Below are 19430 nucleotides of genomic sequence, written 5' to 3' on the forward strand. Positions count from 1 at the left end.
GTGATTTAGATTGCTCTGCTACTGAGAGTCCTACTCCTCTTCCCTGGATATCCACCGGTGTCTTCGCGAAGCCAGCCAGGCTGAACCAGCTAGAAGAATCAGCGAGGCTGTAACGTAAACTGTACGGTTCCAAGAAAATGAAGCCTGTTCAGGCAAATACGCCGTGTACAAGGTGTAGTCTTTTAACAAATCTCCCGAGCTTATCGAATCCAGCATCCAATAACCGAATCCCGCCGCCATTCCCCCGTACAGGGTACGGGTCACTATGATGCCTGCAAGGGTTAAAGCAGACATAAGCATATACGACGGCAGGGCTTGTATAAATAATGCTGCCGCATGGGTGCCGACAAGCGACGAGGTGTCCTTCCAAGTGTACATTAAGGTTGTAACCGTACCATACTTCAGACAATATACCGTGGTCCATCCGACCTCTGCCAGCCCGAGAGCAACTAGGCACAGCAGCCATTTGCGCATCGTCAGCCTTGCCAGGGAGATCGGGTATGAGGCAATTACCTCCATACCATTGCCGCCAATTTCGTTGTGAAACAGGAGAACCGTTGTCATAACTGCAAATACAAACATTGCCATCTCATTATAATAGTACACTGGGCGGGGAGCATCAGGACTCCCCGTAACCATGGTGAACAGGAGAAGCAGGTACAGCAGTGTTATCATCCAAGCCAGCGGCTGCCGCACAAGCCTAAGCTCAATCTGGAGCCTGGCTATTTGCGTCTTACTCACCTTCCATCACCCGCTTCCATTCTTTCTCCCAATCCGCATAGGAGATGGGTTTGCTGAAATCGGAATGTTTGGCTTCAATACTTAAGGGAATTTCCAGACCTTGAGTATAGAAGTGACTCAGCACTTTTTTAACTTTGGTAGACTGATCATTATCAATTGCCTTGGCCACCTGTTTTCGCATTTTGAGGAAGCCGGGATTCCGGCTAGTCCCCTCGAGATTCACCAATGGCGAAATTTGATAAAGATTGACCTTCTCCCGAATTTGCCGATCCGTCCATTTCTGCTGGTCACGGTAATACAAGTACCAGAACATCGACCTGATTTGAGGACGGACATCCTCGTGCTCCTCTTCGGAGAAAAATCTTCCTTTCTCGGTCCCAAACATTGCATAATTCAGCCATTTTTCTGCAACAAAACCATACTGTTGATAAGGATACATGGATCCCAGCAGATAGTCATAATTGCTCTCCGAATTAAATTCACTGCTGAATTTATACATATCATTACCGAGGATAATGAGACGGTTGTGGTTCAACTTTAAGTTGGGAAGCCAACTGGAGAAATACCGGTAGACTGTATCGGCTGAGTTCAATATGGCTTGAGCCGATTGATGCTCGTAAGGAGCTGATACCACATGAAGCGCCTTATCCTTGTTGGACATCTCCGCCAACTCACCGCTGAACAGGCTGACACCCCGGCTTTTGCGCATCTCAAATATCTGGACCCCTCCATCCTGCTTGACTGCATTTAGCCCCGTATACAAAGGCTGGGTGAATCCTTCTGCTGTTAGCTGGAAGTTTGTGAAGGGAAGCTCCATCGGTAAGCCTATTAGCGACACCAATGATAAGCTCGAGTTTGATTCATATATTGTTTGATTTCCCGGCAGCGGGTACCAAGCCATATATTGTGGAAGGAGTACGTTAGACCCTTGAACGAACGCCTCATAGAGATTCGTGGTGCCCGGATTAAACTCCAATACCTTCCCCTTGTACACGATATTTATATGGAGTTCCTTACCTGCATGCTGCACTGGATGTATCCTGAGGGAATCCCCCTGTCTAGTAAAAGAAACCGTCTTTCCATCAACCTTAACTCCTTCAACTGTGAATGTCCGGTTGAGGGTTAAAGATATTTCTTTGGCAGGATTCAGCACACTGCCGTTTATAGTCAGATTGGCAGCAGCAGTCAAGGAGTCATCCTTGTGACGGGTCAGCCTTATCCGGGTATCCTGAATAGGGTAGATGTCCTTGACATCTCTGTGTCCGTTCAATGAACTTGGATGAGTTTTGGAAACGTCCTCCATCCGTTCTTGATAGGTGTCGTATTGTTCAGTCCAGTACCCCCTATAAGGAACTGCTGCGGTTAAACCCGCCACGATGCAGATAACTATAGCCCAACCAGATGGGTTCCTTCGGAAGCTCGGCCTTCCTCTGTTGAGCAGAAAAATTGAAATGGCAAGCATACCAAGCGCAAGCGGGAATAACAAGGTCAATGACATCATCCATTCCCTGGTTCCAAGAGTTAAACCCCATAGATCATTTACGGCTCCGCTGTATTGAAAGAACGGATTAAGGCTGAATATCTTTAAATAGATGAGACGGGTCTCCCGGATTACAAACCGCTCTATGAAAAATGTGCCAAATATCCAGACTATAAATCCGCCCATAAACACCACCCGATTCGGAATGCAGACGGCTAACAGCATGGCTAGCGCCAAACTGATCATATGGGAGATTTCATAACCACAGACAAAATACAGCGCACGGTCGGCAATCACTCCACCACTGACCCCATGCTTTAACGAGAATATGATGAATATGAATAGAGCGGCGGCGGTAAGCAGGGTCATATACACTACACCTGCTATAAATTTGGCTCCTATTCTCGTTGCCATCGTCAGTGGCAAGCTCTGGCTCCACTCGTAGCCTGTCCGCATAAGATCTCTTCTTACTAACACGATCCCAAGCGTAGCGGCGATTCCAACGGTCATCATATTACCGTACGAGAAAGCTTCGTAGATCGTGAGATACGGTGGATTGGATAGTGGCCTGAAGAGATACCATGCCATGTAGATCATGAATAGAATGGGTAAGACCTTAAGCAGCAGACTGTGATTTAGCAGCTTAAACTCCAAACAAAGCTGGCTACGCAGAAATACAAGCGTTCTTGATGCCGCTTGGCGGCTCTGTAAATCAGAGGATGACCTACTCATGTTCTGGCTCACCCTCCTTGCTCTCCAACCAGAGAAGGGATAAGTACCCTTCTTCAAGGGACGGGCTTACCGTAACCGCTGATGATACCGGCTGCTTCTCCCCGATAATCCGGCACAGGACTCCTTCCTCCTCACGGTGGGTGGTCACAATGCTTGCGGGGTCCAGTCTGGCGAATTCCATCTCGCTCAAGCGGGCTTCCCATACCCGGTTCTCACCGCACCGCTGAAGATCGGCCAGATCTCCAGCCAGCTTTACCGCTCCGCGGTCAAGCACGGCGATCTGGCGGCAGTTGCTCTCAATGTCCGCCACAATGTGCGTAGACAGCAGCACAATTCTTCCCATGCTGAACCTCGTCAGCAGATTGCGGAAGCGCACCCGCTCCTGTGGATCGAGCCCTACGGTTGGTTCATCCACAATAAGAACCCGAGGGGAACCAAGCAGGGCCTGGGCGATCCCCAAACGTCTTCGCATCCCGCCCGAGTACGTTTTTACCCGCTTGGCAGCCTTGTCTTGTAAGTTGACTTCTTCAATAACCCGGTCAATCTCGGCACGACGGATCTTCGCATCAGTCAGGCCTTTCATCACACCAACATAATCCAGGAACTCAAGTCCTGTCAGCTGCGGATACACCTGGAACTGCTGAGGCAGGTAGCCGATGATCCTGCGGAGCTCATCTGGCTGATTGAGCGGGATTCCGGCTATAACGGCTTCCCCGGATGTTGGCGGGACCAGTGTGGCTAGAATACGCATCAGTGTCGTCTTGCCTGCCCCGTTAGGGCCAAGCAGGCCGACCATTCCTTCGTTAAGATTCAAATCAATGTCCCGGAGGACCCAAGTATCCTTACGGTATCTTTTGGACAAGTTCTCAATATGAATCATATAGACCTCTCTTTGGAACAAAATAGTTGGAGCCGCGCGGCTTGTTCCTATAACGGACCACCCTGCCAAATAGTTGAGCATATCCTAATCTTGTTCTATAAATCTTGCTGGGAATTCTCTCTCATACTATGATATAATTAGGTCTTAAGTCCAAATCCAAAAGAGGTGTCTGCTGTGGGATTCAAAGGAAGGATTGCCGCAGTTATAATTTCATTCGGCTTGTATACGTTAATTGTTCTTTACAATACGTGGAAGTATGGGCGCCTCGATGCAGTGGAAATGGCAGGTTATGCAGTTACTCTCTCCGCCGCGTATTGGGGCGGGCTGCAGTTTGACCGGATCAAATCTGAATCGGAGAAAGATCCCCTTACCCGTCTGTTTAATCGGAGGTATGTGCTGGAGTCGTATCCTAAGCTTACCCTGCGTGCAAGCAGGCAGCTTGGCAAGCTGTTCGTGTTAATGATTGACTGCGATAATTTTAAAATAATAAATGATAAGCTAACCCATGAAAAGGGTGACCTCGTCCTTCAGAAAATCGCGGAGCTTCTTAAGGCTCATACCCGCTCTACCGATATCGTCTCCCGGTGGGGCGGCGATGAATTCCTCGTGATCGGTGAATACAACGGTTCAGAAGCGCTGACCGCCATGCTGAAGAGGATAGCCCGTGAACTGGAGGGCCTCTCTCTCGAAATGGGAATCCCAATTTCCGCAACTATCGGTTCAGCTGTGTATCCGGACGATCATCACCAAATCAATGAACTGATCAAGATTGCCGATAGGGAAATGTATTCCTACAAGCCCCGTACCAAAGAAGAAGAAGCTTTGCTTGGAGCGCGCAGTCTCAGCGAGCAAATCTAATAGAGTTACATGATATTATAAGAAAAAGACGCTCCGTGTAAGAGCGTCTTCTTTGTTATATAAAATGAACTTATGAAGGTTACCCTTTAGGAGCGCTGCGATGCCGAGTGTCTTACGACCCCTGTTGTCTCCACAATGCTTGAACTAGATATCCAAGCAGGGCATTTCGGAGACAAAGGCGGGCACTCCGCTTCTTCAGAATCACTCGGGATCGAAGCTGAGAGAGGTTAATTCTAAAGTTCATTTTATATAGGCTATAAACATTTAACACTGTAAACGAGCTTGCCTTCTGCATCGGTGGAGGTGAACACCGCCTGACCGTCCTCTTCGGTCAGTAGGGTAGAGTCCGGAAACACCGGGACAGCAACGAACTGCCAATCACTGATGTAAAATCGGATATAGTTCCCTTCCTGTTCCATCTCCGTCCGGACCAGCTGATAGCTTTGGGGCGGAGCCACCGGATCGAGCCCGAGCCGGTCGCTAATTCTAACCTCAATCGGGCGTCCGTTCCATTCAAGCAGTCTGGAGGATAAATTCGGATTCATCTCATCTACACCCCCTTAAGTTTACAGCTTCCCGCATCCACTTGGGGAATCACCTGCAGCTGATAACCGCTGAGCCAATCCCAGCACGGAGCGGTCAACCAGGGGTCAATCGACGATAGAAATTCGTCTTCCGAAGTGCAGCAGGTCAGTCCCTTGCCCTCCGCTATAACGATACATAAACCATCCTGCTCCTTAGCCTCGGTGAACCAGCTGATCCTCTCATCCAGTCCGGCAAGCTCAGCATCCACTTCACATTTCAAATCTGAAGCTGTGTCCTTTGGGGCAATAAAGCATAAATCCCAATTCAACTGGCTGATCCTCACAGCTGATTCCCCCTCTCCTATACATCCTTAAGCAGGCTTTGCCCTGCTGCTTGTAATATCGCTGAACATTCCGGAATAATGAACAACTTCACCTGCATCATTCTTCACGGCACTAATAGTTAACCACTCCAGGTAAACCTCACCGTTCTTCTTACGGTTCCAGATTTCACCCTGCCAATGGCCTTTCGTGCGGATGCTTTCCCACATATTATTATAGAATTCTTTGGACTGCTTGCCGGATTTAAGCAAACTTGGATTCTTACCAATAACCTCTGCGGCGGTATAACCGGTTAATTTGGTGAAGGAGGCATTAACGGAAGTAATGGTGCCTTTCTCATCAGTGACCATAATTCCCTCAACCGTATTCTCAATAATGGAAGCCGATAGTCCCAGCTTCTCTTGATAGAACATCCAAATAACCAGAATTAAGCTTGCGAGTGCGAACTCGGACAGAGCCATAAAGCCAATGGCATAATGCCCCGTAGCTTTGAATAACAGTGTCAGCAGCAGCGGTGGGAAGAACCCGCCTAGGCCACCCATGGCCGATATGATACCGTTGGCAATCCCGGCCTGCTTGGTGAAATACAGCGGTACAAGCTTAAAGATCGCTCCGTTACCAGTACCCGCACAGAATGCAACCGTCAGACAGCCCACTGAATACCAGCCAATGTTTGGTGCAAAAGACAGCAATACTGACGAAGCGGTAAGTCCTGCAAACACCATAATCAGAACCTTGAATGGGTTCATGATATCACCAAGCTTACCTCCGATTGGACGCATGACCGTAGCCAGCGCGATGAAGCCAGCTGTTCGCAGACCCGCATCCACTTTCGAGAGATGGAAATAACTTACCAAGAAGTTAGGCAGATACACGGTGAAGGCCACGAACGAACCGAAGGTGATGAAATAAAACAGACATAACAGCCACAGCTTCTGGCTCTTGGATACTTCTTTAACCTGCTTGGTCAGAGAGCTTTTTACCGCAGGCTGCGGTTCCTTGCGATCCCCAAGCGAAAAGTTCAGGACAGCCATGGCGATCAGCAGAATACCGTACGCCAGCACGGTCTTCGACCAGCCAATCTGGTTGGCCAGGAGCGGAGCTCCGAATGTCGAGAATGCGGTACCGATATTTCCTACGCCGTAAATCCCGTTAACAAAACCATGCTTCTCTTTGCCATAGTATTTAGGCAGTGAGGTTACCCCTACCGAGAACACGGCTCCCGATGTTCCAAGGAAGAAGCCGCCGATAATCAGATCCCAGAAGGAGTCGGCCTGGCTGGTCCAATACAGCGGGATGAGCAGCAGCACGAAGCTGTAAGCGAACATGCGGCGCGCTCCAATAACATTGGTCCAGTAGCCAAATGGGATCCGCATGATCGAACCCATCAGAACCGGCACTGCGGTGACCCAGGTCAGCTGGGTCGCGGTAAGATGAATGTCCTCTTTAATGAACGGCATTAAAGAGGAGAGGATAACCCAGGTCATAAACCCGGTAATCAGGCTGACTGTTTGCAGCGGCAGTTGAAATTTTTTAATGTTCATTCGACATCACGCTCCCGTCTATATATCCATAAAGCTATTGGAAATAGAATGATATTGGCTGCAGCGAACCAAAGTACCCGTTCATATTTCTCGTAAAAAAAGGCGTTCACGACCTGCTGGGTGCAGATAATATTCAGCAGCAGCACGAAGCAGAGCAGAATCACTCCCCGGTAGCTACGTTTCATATCGTTTCACTCCCGTCGCAAAGATAGCTCCCTGTTCCTTGGACAGCATCACTTCCGGCAGCGGACGCTGTGGCGGCCCAGCCGTAGGTTTGCCTGTCTTCACATCAAAGAATCCGTGGTGGCAGGGACATACGAGTCTGCCCTCCTCCTTGCTCCAGAACACTGGGCACTTCAGATGCGTGCAGGCATTCTGATAGGCCTTGAACTCATTTTCCCCCAGCCGCACCAGCAGTGCGGCGTCATGCTCGCCTGGATAAGCGAACTCGGTGGCTTCCCCAACCTTGAGATCAGAGATATTTACAACCTTCCGCTTCGGGTGTGACTTGGCACCAAGCCCGCTAAGCTCCTTCACCGCGATGGCCCCCCAAGGCAGGGTGGATACCGCGAACAAACCTGCGGCGCCCACCATCGTCTTCATAAATCCGCGGCGGTCGAGCTTCCGTTCACCGGCCTTGCGGATGTTGTGGGTATAGTTGTTTTCTGGGAATGGAATTTTATTATTGTTGTGCTTAGACGCCTTCGTGTCCTTGCTATCTGTGCTTCTCTGGTTCATGTTGTCCCCACTCATGGAAATCCCTCCTTCTTCAGCGGTACATGTATCCTAGAATAATTTCACTGTCCCCTGCAAAATGCCCGGAAGGTTGATCTTCACATGAGTCTCCCCTTCGAGCGGGTTCTCCGGCAGCCGGGAGGACATCCATTTGCCCAGCCGGTGCTTCTCCTGCTTCGCGGCGTATTCCTCCTGTGTGATCCACTGCAGGGTATTCGTCGGGCAGACCGAAGCGCACATAGGTGGAATCCCGTCTTTCGTGCGGTCATAACACAGATCACACTTGTACATCAGATTCTGTTCTTCATCAAACTTTGGAATACCGTACGGGCAGGCAATCGTGCAGTTCTGGCACCCGATACATTTCTCCACGAGTGCCGACAGCACGGCCCCTTCTTCGGTGACTTGAATCGCCTGGGCCGGACAGCTGCGGGCACATGCCGGATTCACACAGTGCAGGCACATCAGCGGAATCGTCTGCCGGTTCACCAGCGGATTGACATCGTATACGTAGTTCCGGTTGCGCTCGTCATGTCCGCCGCACTGGGTGCAGGCAGCCAGGCAGCTCCGGCAGCCGATACAATTGTCCATTTCGATATACAGCAGCTGCTTCATCATTGGTGTACGGCCTCCTTCTCTGCCTGATTGTTCTGGTTGCCTGCGTCCCGAACCTCCCGCTTGCTGCCTGCAGCCCCAAGCTTATCAATCTCTGCCGCGCAGGCCTTGAACTCAGGCATACGTGACATCGGATCAAGCGCCGGGATCGTCAGCAGATTGACGGAATCCTCATGTCCGAAATGGTACGGCACAAATACGGTATCCGGACGAATGGCTTCCGTAATCTTTACCTTATATATACACTCCCCGCGCCGGGTTCTTAACCGGACACGCTCTTCATGCTCGATTTCGTATTTGGCTGCAGTCTGTGGATGAACCTCCACATAAGGCTCCGGACACATATCCTTCAGGAATGGAATCCGGCGGGTCTGGTTGCCTGACAGGTAGTGATACACAACCCGGCCTGTGGTCAATCTGAGCGGATATTCCTCATCCGGCTCCTCCGCCGGTGGGCGGTATGGCAGCGCACACAGCTTTGCTTTTCCGTCCGGATGATAGAATTTCTTATCCAGGAACATATGCGGGGTACCAGGATCACTCTCATCCTTGCATGGCCAGAATACGCCATTTTGCTTCTCAATCTTCTCCCAAGTCGCCCCGTAATAGTCAGCATACCCGCCTTTGGAGGCCAGACGGAATTCGTCCGCCACATCTCTTGCCGTCTTCAGATGGCTGAAGTATTGGCCCCGGCCCATCCGCTCCGCAAGCTCTACCTCAATCTGCCAGTCAGGCTTGCTCTCGCCAAGCGGCTCCTGGGCCTTGTTGATCTTGATGATACGACCCTCCAGATTGGTTACGGTCCCCTCGTCTTCCGACCAGGTTACCGATGGAAGCACCACATCGGCGAATTCGGCCGATTCGGACAAATACATATCCGAGCAGACCATGAAGTCGAGGCTTTTCATCGCTTCCCTGACAAAATTCAGGTTCGGCGCCGATACGGCCGGGTTCGAGCACAGCAGATACAGTCCGCGGATCGTCTTCTGCTGCATCAGCTCGAACATCTCATAAGCCGATACCCCAGGCTGAGGCATCTCGTCCGGAGTGATGCCCCATACGCTGCACACTTCTTCAACGTGCTTCGGATTGGTGATCTTCCGGTAGCCCGGCAGCAGGTCCGACTTCTGTCCGTGCTCCCGGCCGCCCTGGCCGTTGCCCTGGCCCGTAAAGGTAGCCACACCGGATTTCGGCCGGCCGATCTTGCCGGTAACGAGCGGCATATTCGTATAGGCGGACACGTTGTCAGCCCCCTTGTGCTGCTGCTCGATTCCCCGGGCGAAGAGCACAACCGCTTCCGGTGCCTTGCCGTAGATTTCAGCGGCCCGGATCAGCTTCTCCGGCGCCACGCCAGTGATCTGGCTTGTATATTCAGGCGTGAATTCCTTCACAACTTCTCTCATTTCTTCAAAGCCGCCGGTGTGTTCGCGGATAAATTCCTCGTCCGCATAACCGCCTTCAATCAGCAGATTAACCATGCAGTTCGCCAAGGCAAGGTCTGTGCCTGGACGCAGGTCCAGATGCACATCCGCTCTTCTGGCGATCGGCGTCTCCCGCGGATCTGCGACGATCAGATAGCCCCCGCGGCTTTGCACTTCCCATACCCGGAACATTGAGGTAGGGTGGCATTCCGCCGTATTGCTGCCAGCGATAAAGAGGCAGTCTGTCTGGTGCAGATCCGTCCACGGCAGTGTTGAGCCACGGTCTACACCGAAGGAGCGCAGGAAGCCCGCCGCGGCACTCGACATACAGAATCGCCCATTGTAATCGATGTATCTCGTCTGCAGCGCCACCCGGGCAAATTTCCCGGTCAGGTAACATTTCTCGTTCGTCATGGATACTCCGCTGAAGACGGATAGGCTGTCTTTGCCATACTCAGTCTGCAACTCCTTGAACCGGCGGGCGATCAGGTCATAAGCTTCATCCCAGCTTGCTTCCCGGAAGCCTTCCTTCGTTCCCTTCAGAGCGGCGTTGTCCCTGATCAGCGGCTTCAGCAGCCGGTCCGGATGGTTGGTCTGCTGATAAGCGGTTACGCCTTTCGGGCACATTTTGCCAAGCGTTACCGGCCATTCATAGCGGGGCTCCACCCCGATAATCTTATTAGTGGATGTATCCACTCGAAGGTTCATCCCGCACTGCATTCCGCAGTAGGAGCAGTGAGTCGGGACCAGTTTTTCACCTGGATGCACCTTGTTCTCTATGACTTTGAAAAACTTATCCTCTGGCATTCTGATTAGCCTCCTTCACCGGGATATGATGGGTCTGGATGCCTGTAAACCGGGACATCCGGTATTTGCGCCGGCACGGCAGACACAGCTCGGCAAGATGGAACCCTTCTTCTGTCTTAAAGTTAATATCGTTCTGTCCCAGTACCTGAATCACGTCGTTCGACTGCTCGGCCGAGACAAATCCGGTGCCGCAGACCGCACATTTCTTGGTCTCCTTCTCGGCATAATGCTCACGGTAATTTCTCGCAAATACGCTGAGCGGCCGGAACGGAATGTGCGCGAGCTTGCCAAACGGCACATAGATCATTGTAATAATTACAGACCATTGATGAATCATGGTGATTACCGGATGGCCATAGCCGTGAAAGAACATATTCGAGCAGGTCAGCGCCAGACCGGTAATGCAGACGAACAGCAGCAGATAGAGCGGCAGGAAGTCATAGACGAAGGACTGCTCGGCTCTTGCCTGCATGTTCTTCACCCGGCGGTACAAGGCCATGCATACCCCGCCGATGACCATGAAGGCGGAAATGTTCAGCGCGTTGTAGAATAGGTAGCCAAGAATGCCGTCAGCCTTGATGTGCATAACGTCGATTCCGAAGAATACAACCCAGTAGTATCCGTTCTCCGCCATCGTGAAGTACATCCACCCGAATACAAGCGGGAAAGTGACCAGGCAGGAGATGATGCATCCCCAGCCGAGCAGCACGTGCTGGGTCCACCGGTACCATCCGCGGTTCCAGATAAATTTGTAAGCAACCAGATGATTGACGGTAGTCTTCGGTGTGCTTTTCCGGAATAAAAGCTTAATCCCCTTCTTGATAATAATTTTGGTAGGAGGCCGTTCCCCCCAGGCGATAAAGCGGTAGAAGAAGCCGCCGATAAATACCAGCGTCCCTACCATATAGCCGTACAAGGCCAGATCCACATGAGTGAAAAATCTTGAGCCGATATAGATCAGCACCAGCAGACCCAACACCGTTAAAAATACAGATTTTGCAAATTTGGAAGCAAATGCCCGATCCATCTTCCATATCCCCTTTCGCGATCCATAGCCGAGAGCACTAAGCTCTCTTAAAGGCCGTCTCCATCACGTACCATGGTTCTTTCCTATTCATCATAGCTCGAATCCTGTCGTCCGGTTATCAGGGGAACACCTGATATTTGAGGGGGAAATTCCCTGTCATTTCAGCCAGGGTGATCCCCCATGCCCGTAACCTCACCCTGCTCCGGGCCTTGTAAAATAAGGAAGTCTCCGCGGAAATACACCTTCCTAGCCTGTTATGCTTGAGGAATTTCAAAGAATCGCCGCAACGGAGCCATATCAAGCGGAGCCCTCCGCAGGGGAAGAGTCTGATAAATAGGGGTATTCCCTGACTTACAGACGGGTATGGAGGGAGTACAATAATAGCAGACTTACAAATAGCAGGATTACATCTTCAACATCACCTGTTTAACAGGTTTGGATCTTAATCATGTTCCTTATATAATCCTAAGGAGGCACCAGCCCATGGCCACAATGAAGGATCATATCGAGCAGGGCCTGGACACCCTGCGCATACGGACAGCCAGTGATTTCTCGGGTCTGCTTCTGATGGAGAACCCGGAAGCGGGACTTCGCTGGAACTTTGTCTCCGGCAACCGGAACAACCGCTGCAAGCAAATCGTCCTGCGCCCCGGACAAGGTTTACCTGGGCTCGTCATGCGGCTTGGACGGCGTGTCATTCTTGATCAGTCCGTCCCGGACATAAACAAGCTCCGCTTCGACAATCCGATTATGCTGGCTGAGCATCTGCAGGCCGTGGCAGTTATTCCGATCCTCCACGAGCGGGATATTCTGGGACTGCTTATGATCGGCAGCCGGACTCCCCATCTGTATACACCTCAGATAATCGAGCTTGTTGAACAGGAGGCCCAGTCCTTAACCCCGCTTCTATATGAATGGAAAACCGGAACCGCCAAAGTGAGATGAACCCTTTTAGCTTATTGCTGGGGTTCATTTTTTTTTGCTATGATACAGATACAAGGGGGTTGGCTCATACTGATGATTCGAATTATGGTGGTAGACGACCATATTGTAGTCCGTTCCGGACTTATGGCGCTTTTGAACGGCAAGAATGGCATGGAAGTGATCGGGGATGCGGCAGACGGACGCGAGGCTATTCAGAAAGCGGCGGAGCTTGAGCCCGATGTGGTGCTGATGGACCTCAGCATGCCGCAGGGAATGGACGGTCTTAGCGCTACGGCTGAGCTTAAGAAGCAGATGCCGGAGGTTTCCGTGCTTATCCTAACCATGCATGATGACGAAGAGTACCTGTTCCGCGCCATTCAATCGGGCGCATCGGGTTATATTTTGAAGAGTGCTCCCCATGATGAGCTGGTCACGGCTATTCTCTCGGTTGCCGGGGGCAGTGCCTACTTATATCCAACCGCTACCAAACGCCTTATGAATGAATATCTGGATGCCATGAAGAACGGCGAATCCCAAGGGACCTTCGATACCCTGTCTGAGCGTGAGCGGGAAATTCTGTCCTGGGTCGCCAAGGGGTACTCCAACAAAGAGATTGCCGAGCACCTGATTATCAGCGTCAAGACGGTGGAGACCCATAAGAGCAATCTGATGGAGAAGCTGGGCCTCAAAACAAGGCCGGATCTGGTGAAGTACGCCATGAAGAAGGGAATGCTGAACTTTGAATAAAGACCGCACCTATCGTGATACCGGGGACATGCTGGGCAAAAGTGTCTCCAAGCTGCTTGAGGAGCTTGGAGACCATCACATGGAGCAAAGCTTTGAAGCTGAGCTGAGGGAATCGCTGAAGATGCTTTCCGATCTGAAATTCGCACTGGATGAGTCCTCCATCGTTGCCATGACGGACAGCCTGGGCAAGATTACTTATGTAAATGACAAGTTCTGCGACATCTCCAAGTACTCCCGAAGCGAACTGATCGGCCAGGATCACCGCATCATCAATGGGGGCTATCATGACAAGACCTTCATGCGGGATCTCTGGCGGACCATTAACCGGGGACAGGTCTGGCGCGGAGAAATCAAGAACCGGGCCAAGGACGGGAGCTATTACTGGGTCGATACCACGATTGTGCCGTTTCTCGGGGATGATGGACGTCCCTACCAGTTTCTCGCAATCCGCAACGAAATTACCAAGCAGAAGGATACGGAGGAAGCGCTGCAGTTCATGGTTACCCAGGTCATGGAGATTCAGGAGAATGAGCGCAAAAGATTCTCCCGCGAGCTTCACGACGGAATCGGGCAGAGTCTCTTCTCCCTGGTCATTCAGCTCGATCAGCTCATTGCCCAGGATCAATCTCCGGCAGAGCTGGAATCGCTCCGCAAAACCGTGACCGGAATTATGGAAGAGGTACGCGGCCTGGCCTGGGAAATGCGGCCTTCAGTGCTTGATGACCTGGGCGTGGTTCCTGCCCTGCGGACTTATATTGAGAACTACTCGAAGCACTATGGAATGGACATCCGATTCGAGTGTACATTGCAGCAGCGCCTCGATGTGAACAAGGAGACAACGATCTACCGCGTCATTCAAGAGGCGCTAACGAATATTGCCAAATACGCTGATGTCTCCGAAGCAGCTGTAACGGTGATGGATGAAGGCAGCGAGGTGCTTGTCACGATCCGTGACGAAGGGACCGGCCTGGCCAACCGCCATGCCGGCAGCGGCGTAGGCCTGCTCAGCATGGAGGAACGGGCCCGCAGTGCAGGGGGCACTTTAACTATAGAATCCAAGCCCGATCAAGGCACAGTAATCCAGCTGCAGATTCCTAAGCAGTCCGGCAAGGCGGACACACCTTAGAATGGAGTGTTTCAGCAACCCCGTGAATCCTGCGGGACCAGAACTCATTTATCTATTCCCGGAGGCCCACGGCCTCCGGTTTTTTTTCATTTCCCTTCCATACTCTACTCTCACTTTCTCTCTGTTGATCTCCCTCTCCACCATGCTCCCCCTTTCTCCCATGATCTCCCTCTCCACCCTGCTCTCCCTTTCTCCCTTGATCCTCCCTCTCCACCCTGCTCTCCCTTTCTCCCTTGATCTTCCCTCTCCACCCTGCCCTCCCTATTCCTCTCACCTGCTCTCCACAATCATGACAATTGTCATGTGAAGGTCCTGACATTCATGAATATGGAAGGACGAGAATCCCCGGTATGATAAGACTATCCAAGAAATACTCGGGAGGTAAACAACTAATGCAAACTGTCATTACTATGGATCATGTAGATAAAGAATATAAAGGCACCCCTGCCGTCAAGGATTTGTCGCTAACCATTCAGGAAGGCACAGTAACAGCTCTTCTGGGACCGAACGGTGCAGGCAAAACGACGACCGTCTCCATGCTGCTTGGACTGCAGAAGCCGACACGCGGACAAATCCGCATTCTTGGGGGAGCTCCTGACCAGCCCCAGGCACGCCAGTCCGTCGGCGCCATGCTTCAGGACATCAGCGTGATCGACCGCCTGACTGTACGTGAGACGATCGAGCTGTTCCGCAGCTATTACGCAAAGCCGCTTGCGCTAAGCAGTCTGCTGGCCATGGCCGGCCTTGAGAAGGAGCAGAACAAATTCGCCACTTCACTGTCGGGTGGACAGAAGCGCCGGCTGGACTTCGCGCTTGCGATGGCTGGCGATCCCAAAATTCTATACCTGGATGAGCCCACCGTGGGTATGGATGTCGGCTCCAGACAGCTCTTCTGGGAGAGCGTCCGGGCGATGGCCGGCAAGGGACGCACCATCATCCTCACAACTCATTATCTGGATGAGGCGGACAGCATCGCCGACCGGATTGTCGTCATCAATCAAGGGAAGCTGATCGCGGACGGAACACCTGCCCAGATTAAGTCGGCACAAGGGCGCCGGGTCATTACCTTCACGGCCGGAGAGCGGCTCAAGCCGGATGCGTTAAGCGGAATTCCCGGCATACTTGAGACGGTCTGGAGCGGGCGCAAAGTCAAGCTGAGCAGCCCGGACACAGATCAGCTGATCCGCACCCTTCTCAGCCGTGACCTGGATATCCGGGATATCGAAATTTCCGCCGGCGGACTCGAAGACGCCTTCCAAACCCTAATCCAAGGAGATGCATCCCTATGATGAAATCGATGATCGCCCAATGTAAAGCCGAAATCCTTCGTACCCTCCGTAATCGCAGATTCGTTGTGTTCTCTGTGGTCATGCCCGTGATGTTCTACTTTATCTTCACAGGCACCATGGGAGATATCAAAGTCGGCGGAATTGACTGGAAAGCCTACTACCTTATGTCGATGACCGCATTCGGGGTAATCGGCGCGAGCATCAATACGCTGAGCGTAAGATTCGCCCAGGAGAGAACCCAGGGTTGGGTAAGACTCATCCGGATCACTCCGCTGCCAAACAGCGCTTATGTGCTGTCCAAAATGTTATCCCAATCCATTGTCAATCTCGGGACCATCCTCCTGATGTTCCTGATCGGGCATTTTGCCAAAGGGATCGATTTAAGTCTGGGCCAATGGGTGGCCTGCGGACTGTGGATCTGGATCGGTGTGCTGCCGTTTATGGCACTGGGTCTTCTGCTGGGAACGCTAAAGAGCGTGGAGGTTGTTCAGGTAGCTGCAAATATTCTATACATGTCCCTCTCGGTTCTCGGGGGCTTGTGGATGCCGATAACCACCATGCCTAAGCTGATGCAGACAATTGCAGAGTATCTGCCTTCCTACCGTTTTGGCCAAGGCGCATGGAACGTTCTGGGAGGGATCGGTCCCGATTGGACGGGAATCCTGATTCTGGCTGCTTACGCCCTGGTCTTTGTGATATTATCAACCTATATTCTAAAAAGACAGGAAGCGGTATAAATGCCGAAATGGTGGGGAAATCCGGTCCCCAAACGTTATAGTCTGTTCCCTTTTCTCTGGCTGGTCTATCTGATCTATCCGGTTATCACCCTGGCCCAGAAGCCGGTCAGCATGATGGTGACCGGCTATATTCTGATAGGTCTGTTCGCTATCAGTTATCTAAGAAGCTTCTGGTCCTCACAATGGAGGCTGCTGCCGGCCATCATCAATATGCTCATTGCCGGATATTTCTGCATCACCTTTGATGATCCCGGCTTCCTGACCATGAATTTCTTCACAACGGCGATGCTCAGCATGATCCCTTCAACCCGGCAGTTCTGGACCGGCATTGGGACGCTGCTGACCATCTCCGCCCTTACGCTGTGGATTAGCGGAAGCCATACCAGCATGTCGGCTTGGGTCAACGTTGCTCCTCCCCTGATTGTGCTGTTTGTCTTCCCCTTCATCCTCCGGATGATGCAGAATGCCCGGAGTCTGAAAACCGAGCTGAACCTTGCCCAGGATGAGATCGCCCGTCTGAGCAAAATTGAAGAACGCCAGCGCATTGCCAGGGATCTTCATGATACGCTGGGGCATACGCTCTCCCTGATTACCCTGAAGAGCGAGCTGGCCGAGAAGCTGATTCCGAAGAAGCCGGAGCTGGCCATACAGGAAGTTAAAGACATACAGGCTACCTCACGCGCAGCCCTTAAACAGGTGCGGGAGCTGGTCTCCGGTATGAACGCCCTTTCCGTTCAAGATGAGCTTACCAATACCTCTTCGATTCTTGAAGCGGCGGGAATCCGGCTGGAGCTATCTGCCCTGCCCCAGCCGCTTAGCGCTTCCCCCCTTGTACAGAACATTCTTGGCCTGATCCTAAGGGAGGCCGTAAACAACGTGGTGAAGCACAGCGGAGCGGATAAGTGTACGATTTCTTTAAGCGAAAATAATCTGGAGTTTGTCTTAAGCATCCGGGATAACGGCGCGGGGATCTCCCCGGGAGTACAAGCTTCGGCGGGTCCTTCATCCGGCAGAGGCCTGCTGGGTATGAAAGAGAGGTTGGAGCTGATTCAAGGCACCTTGTCATACAACTCAGCCCCTGGAGACGGAACGACACTTTGTGTGCGAATTCCGAAGGTCGTCAAAAATCAACAATCAAGAGGTGTGTCATGAAAATCATCATTGCGGAGGATCAAAGCATGCTGCGGGGCGCCTTAAGCGCACTGCTCGATCTGGAGGAGGATATCGAGGTGATCGGACAGGCGGAGAATGGAGCGAGAGCCCTTGAGTTAATACTGCAGCTCTCCCCCGATATCTGTCTGCTCGATATCGAGATGCCGGACATGACCGGTCTGGACGTGGCCGAGAAGCTCCAAGAGCTCCGCCATCCCTGCCGGGTTATGATCCTTACCACCTTCTCAAGAGCCGGATACTTTCAGAGAGCCATTCGCGCCGGAGCCAGCGGTTACCTGCTGAAGGATGCTCCCGTCGATGAACTCGGCGCGGCCCTCCGCCGCATTCACGCTGGCGGCAAGGTGATCAGCCCAGAGCTGTCCATGACCTTCTGGCAGACGGAGAATCCCCTGACAGACCGGGAACAGGAGGTGCTTGGCCGCCTTGCCCAAGGCCATTCCGTTAAAGAGATTGCCTCCGAGCTGTTCCTTTCGTATGGAACTGTACGGAACTATGTATCGGAGATTATACAGAAGCTCGAAGCGAAGAACCGCATCGATGCCATAAGCATTGCCGAGAAGATGGGCTGGCTGGATTAATCCGGCCGGCTCTTTTTCTTAATGCACCACCCTCTTTGGCGAACGTGAGAACGAACATTCCATGAACCCAGTCATCTTTTTCCATAAGCTTACATAAAGATAGGAACCTAATGGGAAACGATGAAGTGGAGGTGAATTCATGCTGCTGGATTGTATCATTATTGGAGGCGGACCTGCCGGTCTGAACGCAGCCCTTGTCCTGGGAAGGGCCCGCCGAAAGGTCATCTTGTTCGACGAGGGCAAACCGAGAAATGCCGTAACCCGGGAATCTCACGGCTTTATTACCCGGGATGGCACGGCTCCTTCGGAGTTCAGGCGGCTTGCCCATCAGGATATCCGCAAATATCCTTCGGTGGAATACCGTACCGAAAGGATCACGGAAGCCGCAAGACACACAGGCTTCTTGGAGGTTACCACGGCTCAGGGCGCCGTCTATCATACGAAAAAGCTGATTCTGGCAACAGGCCTCAAAGAGGTTCTTCCCGATATTCCCGGAATTCATGACTATTACGGCCAAAGCCTGTTCAGCTGTCCTTATTGTGACGGCTGGGAGCTCAGGGACCAGCCGCTCGCTGTGATCTCGGAAGACGTGCCGCGCCTGCTGCATCTGACCCAAATTCTGTGGAACTGGAGCCGTGATCTGATCATCTGCACCAACGGGGCCAGCGTCCTGACGGGAGAACACAAGGAAATTCTCCGCCGCAAACATATCCGCTGCCATGAGCAAAGAATCGTGTCCTTAGCTGGACACAATGGGAGGCTCTCACGGGTTCTATTCAGCGGCGGTGAGGAGGCCGCTGTATCGGGCGGATTTATTAGTCCCGAAACATTCCAGGCCTCTGATCTGGCCAAAAGCTTGGGCTGCATGATGAATCCAGCCGGCGGTTTGAGGACAGACGAATTCGGCAGAACGGGCATACCCGGAATTTATGCAGCTGGGGACACTGCTGTGATTGCCCCCTCCCAGGTCATTATTGCCGCCGGTGAGGGCAGCCGTGCAGCGATCGGAGTGAATACGGACTTGGCCCATGAGGAATTCTGAACACGGGAAACCGCATAGGGCCATGTTATTGTGACAAGTAGGCACGCTTTCCATCATTAATTAAAAGGGTTACCCTGACAAGCCAACGCCTGCCCGGATAACCCTTTT

At 52.1% G+C, this 19430-nt stretch carries 21 protein-coding genes; 9 read left to right on the top strand and 12 right to left on the bottom strand.

Translation table 11 applies throughout. The features are described from left to right. Positions 1-30: 30 nt before the first annotated feature. The 3 genes from BN6628_RS20850 to BN6628_RS20860 are packed head-to-tail and all read right to left on the bottom strand — an operon-like array spanning position 31 to position 3833. Positions 31-741 carry a hypothetical protein gene (locus BN6628_RS20850; RefSeq protein WP_068620234.1) on the bottom strand — a complete coding sequence of 237 codons (711 nt, stop codon included), beginning with the start codon at positions 739-741 and terminating at the stop codon, positions 31-33. After that, positions 734-2953, bottom strand: a complete 2220-nt coding sequence (locus BN6628_RS20855) for an ABC transporter permease (RefSeq protein ID WP_068620235.1) — start codon at positions 2951-2953, stop codon at positions 734-736. The genes BN6628_RS20850 and BN6628_RS20855 overlap by 8 nt, the downstream gene beginning before the upstream one ends. Continuing rightward, positions 2946-3833, bottom strand: coding sequence for an ABC transporter ATP-binding protein (locus tag BN6628_RS20860; RefSeq protein ID WP_068620236.1), 888 nt, complete (start codon positions 3831-3833; stop codon positions 2946-2948). Before BN6628_RS20860 ends, BN6628_RS20855 begins: the two co-directional genes overlap by 8 nt. A 174-nt stretch (positions 3834-4007) precedes the next feature. Here BN6628_RS20860 and BN6628_RS20865 point away from each other — a divergent pair, with 174 nt between their 5' ends. Beyond that, positions 4008-4691: a GGDEF domain-containing protein gene (locus BN6628_RS20865; RefSeq protein ID WP_068620237.1), complete on the top strand. Its 684-nt coding sequence runs from the start codon at positions 4008-4010 to the stop codon at positions 4689-4691. Positions 4692-4945: 254 nt separating this feature from the next. Here BN6628_RS20865 and BN6628_RS20870 read toward each other — a convergent pair whose 3' ends face one another. From BN6628_RS20870 to BN6628_RS20905, 8 genes are read right to left on the bottom strand one after another with little or no spacing between them, the layout of a single operon-like run. After that, positions 4946-5236, bottom strand: coding sequence for a hypothetical protein (locus BN6628_RS20870; RefSeq protein ID WP_068620238.1), 291 nt, complete (start codon positions 5234-5236; stop codon positions 4946-4948). A 5-nt stretch (positions 5237-5241) separates the two neighbouring features. Then, positions 5242-5559 (bottom strand): hypothetical protein, encoded by a 318-nt coding sequence (locus BN6628_RS20875; protein WP_068620239.1) that lies wholly within the window; start codon positions 5557-5559, stop codon positions 5242-5244. Positions 5560-5586: 27 nt separating this feature from the next. Next, positions 5587-7101: a nitrate/nitrite transporter gene (locus tag BN6628_RS20880; RefSeq protein ID WP_068620240.1), complete on the bottom strand. Its 1515-nt coding sequence runs from the start codon at positions 7099-7101 to the stop codon at positions 5587-5589. Beyond that, positions 7098-7286 carry a hypothetical protein gene (locus BN6628_RS20885; RefSeq protein WP_068620241.1) on the bottom strand — a complete coding sequence of 63 codons (189 nt, stop codon included), beginning with the start codon at positions 7284-7286 and terminating at the stop codon, positions 7098-7100. The genes BN6628_RS20880 and BN6628_RS20885 overlap by 4 nt, the downstream gene beginning before the upstream one ends. Beyond that, on the bottom strand, positions 7276-7839 hold the full coding sequence (locus BN6628_RS20890; RefSeq protein ID WP_068622511.1) for a Rieske 2Fe-2S domain-containing protein: 564 nt from the start codon (positions 7837-7839) through the stop codon (positions 7276-7278). The genes BN6628_RS20885 and BN6628_RS20890 overlap by 11 nt, the downstream gene beginning before the upstream one ends. Positions 7840-7887: 48 nt before the next feature. Further along, the gene (locus BN6628_RS20895) at positions 7888-8451 is read right to left on the bottom strand and encodes a 4Fe-4S dicluster domain-containing protein (protein ID WP_068622513.1); all 564 of its coding nucleotides are present in this window, start codon (positions 8449-8451) and stop codon (positions 7888-7890) included. Beyond that, complete coding sequence (locus BN6628_RS20900) at positions 8451-10679, bottom strand: molybdopterin oxidoreductase family protein (RefSeq protein ID WP_068620242.1); 2229 nt, start codon at positions 10677-10679, stop codon at positions 8451-8453. The genes BN6628_RS20895 and BN6628_RS20900 overlap by 1 nt, the downstream gene beginning before the upstream one ends. Beyond that, positions 10666-11706, bottom strand: coding sequence for a hypothetical protein (locus tag BN6628_RS20905; protein ID WP_068620243.1), 1041 nt, complete (start codon positions 11704-11706; stop codon positions 10666-10668). Before BN6628_RS20905 ends, BN6628_RS20900 begins: the two co-directional genes overlap by 14 nt. Before the next feature lie 483 nt (positions 11707-12189). Here BN6628_RS20905 and BN6628_RS20910 point away from each other — a divergent pair, with 483 nt between their 5' ends. The 3 genes from BN6628_RS20910 to BN6628_RS20920 all read left to right on the top strand — a co-directional run bounded on the left by BN6628_RS20910 (position 12190) and on the right by BN6628_RS20920 (position 14503). Further along, on the top strand, positions 12190-12651 hold the full coding sequence (locus tag BN6628_RS20910; RefSeq protein WP_068620244.1) for a GAF domain-containing protein: 462 nt from the start codon (positions 12190-12192) through the stop codon (positions 12649-12651). Between the two features lie 72 nt (positions 12652-12723). Continuing rightward, positions 12724-13377 (top strand): response regulator transcription factor, encoded by a 654-nt coding sequence (locus tag BN6628_RS20915; protein WP_068620245.1) that lies wholly within the window; start codon positions 12724-12726, stop codon positions 13375-13377. Positions 13378-13405: 28 nt separating this feature from the next. Beyond that, the gene (locus BN6628_RS20920; protein ID WP_082927143.1) at positions 13406-14503 is read left to right on the top strand and encodes a sensor histidine kinase; all 1098 of its coding nucleotides are present in this window, start codon (positions 13406-13408) and stop codon (positions 14501-14503) included. A gap of 48 nt (positions 14504-14551) precedes the next feature. Here BN6628_RS20920 and BN6628_RS26870 read toward each other — a convergent pair whose 3' ends face one another. After that, the gene (locus BN6628_RS26870) at positions 14552-14680 is read right to left on the bottom strand and encodes a hypothetical protein (RefSeq protein ID WP_262363160.1); all 129 of its coding nucleotides are present in this window, start codon (positions 14678-14680) and stop codon (positions 14552-14554) included. Positions 14681-14895: 215 nt separating this feature from the next. On the opposite strand from BN6628_RS26870, the gene BN6628_RS20930 reads away from it, so the two are divergent. The 5 genes from BN6628_RS20930 (at position 14896) to BN6628_RS20950 (ending at position 19322) form a co-directional block, all read left to right on the top strand. Continuing rightward, on the top strand, positions 14896-15792 hold the full coding sequence (locus tag BN6628_RS20930) for an ABC transporter ATP-binding protein (RefSeq protein ID WP_068620248.1): 897 nt from the start codon (positions 14896-14898) through the stop codon (positions 15790-15792). Continuing rightward, positions 15789-16529 carry an ABC transporter permease gene (locus BN6628_RS20935; protein WP_235847677.1) on the top strand — a complete coding sequence of 247 codons (741 nt, stop codon included), beginning with the start codon at positions 15789-15791 and terminating at the stop codon, positions 16527-16529. The genes BN6628_RS20930 and BN6628_RS20935 overlap by 4 nt, the downstream gene beginning before the upstream one ends. After that, positions 16530-17681, top strand: coding sequence for a sensor histidine kinase (locus BN6628_RS20940; protein ID WP_068620249.1), 1152 nt, complete (start codon positions 16530-16532; stop codon positions 17679-17681). Next, complete coding sequence (locus BN6628_RS20945) at positions 17678-18280, top strand: response regulator transcription factor (protein WP_082927001.1); 603 nt, start codon at positions 17678-17680, stop codon at positions 18278-18280. The genes BN6628_RS20940 and BN6628_RS20945 overlap by 4 nt, the downstream gene beginning before the upstream one ends. A 139-nt stretch (positions 18281-18419) precedes the next feature. After that, positions 18420-19322: an NAD(P)/FAD-dependent oxidoreductase gene (locus BN6628_RS20950; protein WP_068620250.1), complete on the top strand. Its 903-nt coding sequence runs from the start codon at positions 18420-18422 to the stop codon at positions 19320-19322. Positions 19323-19430: the final 108 nt, after the last annotated feature.

This window comes from Paenibacillus tuaregi, assembly GCF_900086655.1.
Classification (GTDB): domain Bacteria; phylum Bacillota; class Bacilli; order Paenibacillales; family Paenibacillaceae; genus Fontibacillus; species Fontibacillus tuaregi.

Coding starts and splice junctions, on each gene's coding strand:
- BN6628_RS20855 (WP_068620235.1), bottom strand. CDS start 2,953: ATGAGTAGGTCATCCTCTGATTTACAGAGCCGCCAAGCGGCATCAAGA.
- BN6628_RS20860 (WP_068620236.1), bottom strand. CDS start 3,833: ATGATTCATATTGAGAACTTGTCCAAAAGATACCGTAAGGATACTTGG.
- BN6628_RS20870 (WP_068620238.1), bottom strand. CDS start 5,236: ATGAATCCGAATTTATCCTCCAGACTGCTTGAATGGAACGGACGCCCG.
- BN6628_RS20880 (WP_068620240.1), bottom strand. CDS start 7,101: ATGAACATTAAAAAATTTCAACTGCCGCTGCAAACAGTCAGCCTGATT.
- BN6628_RS20885 (WP_068620241.1), bottom strand. CDS start 7,286: ATGAAACGTAGCTACCGGGGAGTGATTCTGCTCTGCTTCGTGCTGCTG.
- BN6628_RS20890 (WP_068622511.1), bottom strand. CDS start 7,839: ATGAACCAGAGAAGCACAGATAGCAAGGACACGAAGGCGTCTAAGCAC.
- BN6628_RS20895 (WP_068622513.1), bottom strand. CDS start 8,451: ATGAAGCAGCTGCTGTATATCGAAATGGACAATTGTATCGGCTGCCGG.
- BN6628_RS20900 (WP_068620242.1), bottom strand. CDS start 10,679: ATGCCAGAGGATAAGTTTTTCAAAGTCATAGAGAACAAGGTGCATCCA.
- BN6628_RS20905 (WP_068620243.1), bottom strand. CDS start 11,706: ATGGATCGGGCATTTGCTTCCAAATTTGCAAAATCTGTATTTTTAACG.
- BN6628_RS20910 (WP_068620244.1), top strand. CDS start 12,190: ATGGCCACAATGAAGGATCATATCGAGCAGGGCCTGGACACCCTGCGC.
- BN6628_RS20915 (WP_068620245.1), top strand. CDS start 12,724: ATGATTCGAATTATGGTGGTAGACGACCATATTGTAGTCCGTTCCGGA.
- BN6628_RS20920 (WP_082927143.1), top strand. CDS start 13,406: ATGCTGGGCAAAAGTGTCTCCAAGCTGCTTGAGGAGCTTGGAGACCAT.
- BN6628_RS20930 (WP_068620248.1), top strand. CDS start 14,896: ATGCAAACTGTCATTACTATGGATCATGTAGATAAAGAATATAAAGGC.
- BN6628_RS20935 (WP_235847677.1), top strand. CDS start 15,789: ATGATGAAATCGATGATCGCCCAATGTAAAGCCGAAATCCTTCGTACC.
- BN6628_RS20940 (WP_068620249.1), top strand. CDS start 16,530: ATGCCGAAATGGTGGGGAAATCCGGTCCCCAAACGTTATAGTCTGTTC.
- BN6628_RS20945 (WP_082927001.1), top strand. CDS start 17,678: ATGAAAATCATCATTGCGGAGGATCAAAGCATGCTGCGGGGCGCCTTA.
- BN6628_RS20950 (WP_068620250.1), top strand. CDS start 18,420: ATGCTGCTGGATTGTATCATTATTGGAGGCGGACCTGCCGGTCTGAAC.